Source organism: Acidimicrobiia bacterium, from assembly GCA_035471805.1.
Taxonomy (GTDB): domain Bacteria; phylum Actinomycetota; class Acidimicrobiia; order Spongiisociales; family JAHEDJ01; genus JAHEDJ01.
The window spans coordinates 1-2,861 of the sequence record DATIPS010000039.1; the positions used below are offsets into that span (position 1 = coordinate 1).

Consider the following 2,861-nt stretch of genomic DNA (forward strand, 5'->3'; position numbering starts at 1 on the left):
CGATCGTTTCGATCGACGGTTCGTAGGCGCTGTAGACCGGGACCGAGTAGATGAGCACCGGAAGCTTCGATGCTTTGCCTACATCCTTGAAGAAGCCTTCCACGTATTCGCCGCGTCCCCGCGTCAGTGTGGTGGGGGTGAGGACGAGCACCGCGTCCGCACCGCCCGCTTCGACCTCCTCGATTTGGGCGATCGCGCCGCGTAGCGACTCGGACATGATCCCAGCGATCAGGAAGGGAGCTTCCCCGATTGCCGACCTGGCCGTCTCGAGCAGTGCGTGGCGTTCTCCCGGTTCGAGGTAGGGACCTTCGCCGGTAGATCCGCCGAGGAGGAAGCCGGTTATACCGCGCTCGTGCATGGCCGTGAGATTGAAGGCGTGGGCATCGAGGTCGAGGCTGCCTTTGCTGGTGAACGGCGTGACGAGGGCGGGCATCATTCTTGGTGGTGTTCGCATCGGCATACGGTAGCGGCTCACCAGATGACCACGTAAGTCAGCACCGCTTCATTGTCTTCGCCGGTCTCGGTGAAGTCCCATAGCTCCACGAGGAAAACCACGCCGTCCGGGCGCACGAAGGTGCCCTGGTAGCGGGGAAACGAACTGTTGCCGATCAGGCCGAGAGTCCCTTCGAGGCCGCGACGGCGGAGCTGTGTCTCGACGCCCTCGACGGCAACGGCAATCAGGGGATTCGACAACACGAATGAAGCCGGTTCGATGTGCGCTGCAGCGCGGTCGGCGGCCAGGCGGGCGGCCAGCGACTCGTCGAACAGCGGAGTTGGTGAAAACACTTCTTCTGCGCCCACCGGAATCCACGGCATGCCCTCCGCGAGCGCGTCGGTGTTGGTATTGAGCCAGTTGCCGATCCAGGTGAGGCGCGCCTCGTCGATCCAGTTCGTCCGGCCGACGGCGGCGAGAGCGACCGTGTCGGCGAGGTCCTCCACCGGGCTCGTCGCTCCGTAGGGGGTTGGAGAGGCTCCTTGGGCAAGCCGCCAGGCAGGCTGGTCCGGGTCGGTCGATTCATCGATCCAGCCGACCGCCACCGCGAAATCGCGCACCAGGCTGGATCCGGCCTCGAGCCGGACGCCGGGTATCTGACCGGAGAGGACACGGTTCACATGAGCGGGGTCGAGGGCTTTCCATTGCCCGACGTGGGCCAACTCGTGGGCAAATGCGTAGGTCAGGTCGAGCCGGGAGGTCTTCCGCGTGCCGTCGCTGAACGTCCGATCGAGCAGATAGATGTCCGGTCCGAACGTCACGGTCACTGCGGCCGCCAGAGTCTCGGCGCCGGCTACGTTGGCGACTCGGACCACAAAGCGCGGCTCGGCGGCGGCGAGGAGGCTCGCCGGCAGGTCTGACAGGGCGCCGTCGACCAGTTCGATCTCCTCCGGTTCGGCGGCGGCGGTGCGACCGACGATCGTCAGTTCACCGGCAGACCTCTGCCAGACGATTCCTTCCGGCGGCGGGGAACCCAGCGCACGCTGAGTTGCCGGGTCGTCCAGGTCGACGGAGATCACCGTGATCGCCGAATCCGCCGGTCCGGTCGAGGGCTGGGAAGTTGAGCAGCCGGTAATCACTGCCAGCAGGGCACAGATCTTGAGGACGGAGGTGGGTCGCACGTCCCCTTCATAGCATCCGAAGGACCCGAGTCAGGGGAGTGGCCGATGGCTACGCTTTGAAAGACCGACCCCATCGGAGGAGTAGACGTGCGCAAAGTTACAGTTGTCGGCGCCGGCAAATACGGTTCAACGACTGCTGAGAAGATCGCCCGGATGGATCTGGTCGACCAGGTGGTCATGACCGACATCCTCGAGGGAATCCCTCAAGGCCTCGCCCTCGACATGAACCAGGCTCGCCCGGTGGAGAAGTACCGGACCCTGGTGGTGGGTACCAACGAGTACGCGGACACTGCCGGCAGCGAGGTCGTGGTCATCACGGCCGGGTCGCCTCGCAAGCCCGGTATGAGCCGGATGGACCTCCTGACCGTCAACGCCAAGGTGGTCAAGAGCGTCACCGAGCAGATAATGAACTACTCGCCCGACGCGATCCTGGTGGTCGTGACCAATCCGCTCGATCACATGACGACGCTCGCCGCCGAGGTCTCCGGCTTGCCGAAGAACAAGGTGATGGGCCAGGCAGGCATCCTCGACAGTTCCCGGCTCGCTCACTTCATCAGCGAGATGGCGGACGTGGACATCTTCGAGGTCGAAGCACTGACCCTGGGCAGCCACGGACCGACGATGGTCCCGGTTCCTTCGCAGTGCAGCGTCGGCGGCAAGCCGCTCGACGAGGTGTTCTCGACAGAGCAGATCGAAGCGTTGATCGACCGCACCCGCAACGGCGGCGCCGAGATCGTCGGACTGCTGAAGACGGGCAGCGCCTACTACGCGCCGTCGTCGGCAGCTGCGGCGATGGTGAAGGCGATCCTGACCGACTCCGGTGAGGAACTGCCGATCTGCGCCTGGACCGGCGGCGCCTACGGCCTCGACGACGGCTACCTGGGTGTGACGGCCAAGGTCGGTGCCAACGGCGTCGAGCAGGTCGTCGAACTCCCGCTGACCGACAGCGAGATGGCCGCTCTGAGGGAAGCCGCCGCAGAAGTAGCCGCCAACGTCAGCGAACTGCACAACGTGGATTACTCGTAGTCGCGAGTAGCTAGTCGCGGGTCGCGAGTCGCGAGTCAGAGACGGGTTCTACGTTCTAGGTTCTAGGTTCTGACGGCCTGTCACAGCCTCCTGAGATGATGCTCCAAGCATTACTCAGGAGGCTGTCTTGCAGGACTACCGGCGACTCGATGTTTGGCGTCGAGCCCACCGCTGGTTCTCGCGGTGTACTCGGCAACATCAACGTTTCCAGATGACGAGCG

Annotated in this window: 3 protein-coding genes; 1 reads left to right on the top strand and 2 read right to left on the bottom strand. The window is 64.4% G+C overall.

Annotation, left to right across the window (positions count from 1 at the left end):
- Window positions 1-475, bottom strand: a 475-nt coding sequence (locus tag VLT15_08335; protein ID HSR45222.1) for a dihydrodipicolinate synthase family protein, incomplete at its 3' end; no start/stop codon positions are given.
- Window positions 472-1,614, bottom strand: a complete 1,143-nt coding sequence (locus VLT15_08340) for a hypothetical protein (GenBank protein HSR45223.1) — start codon at window positions 1,612-1,614, stop codon at window positions 472-474. The genes VLT15_08335 and VLT15_08340, both read right to left, overlap by 4 nt.
- Before the next feature lie 87 nt (window positions 1,615-1,701).
- On the opposite strand from VLT15_08340, the gene mdh reads away from it, so the two are divergent.
- On the top strand, window positions 1,702-2,640 hold the full coding sequence (gene mdh / locus VLT15_08345; protein HSR45224.1) for a malate dehydrogenase: 939 nt from the start codon (window positions 1,702-1,704) through the stop codon (window positions 2,638-2,640).
- Window positions 2,641-2,861: the final 221 nt, after the last annotated feature.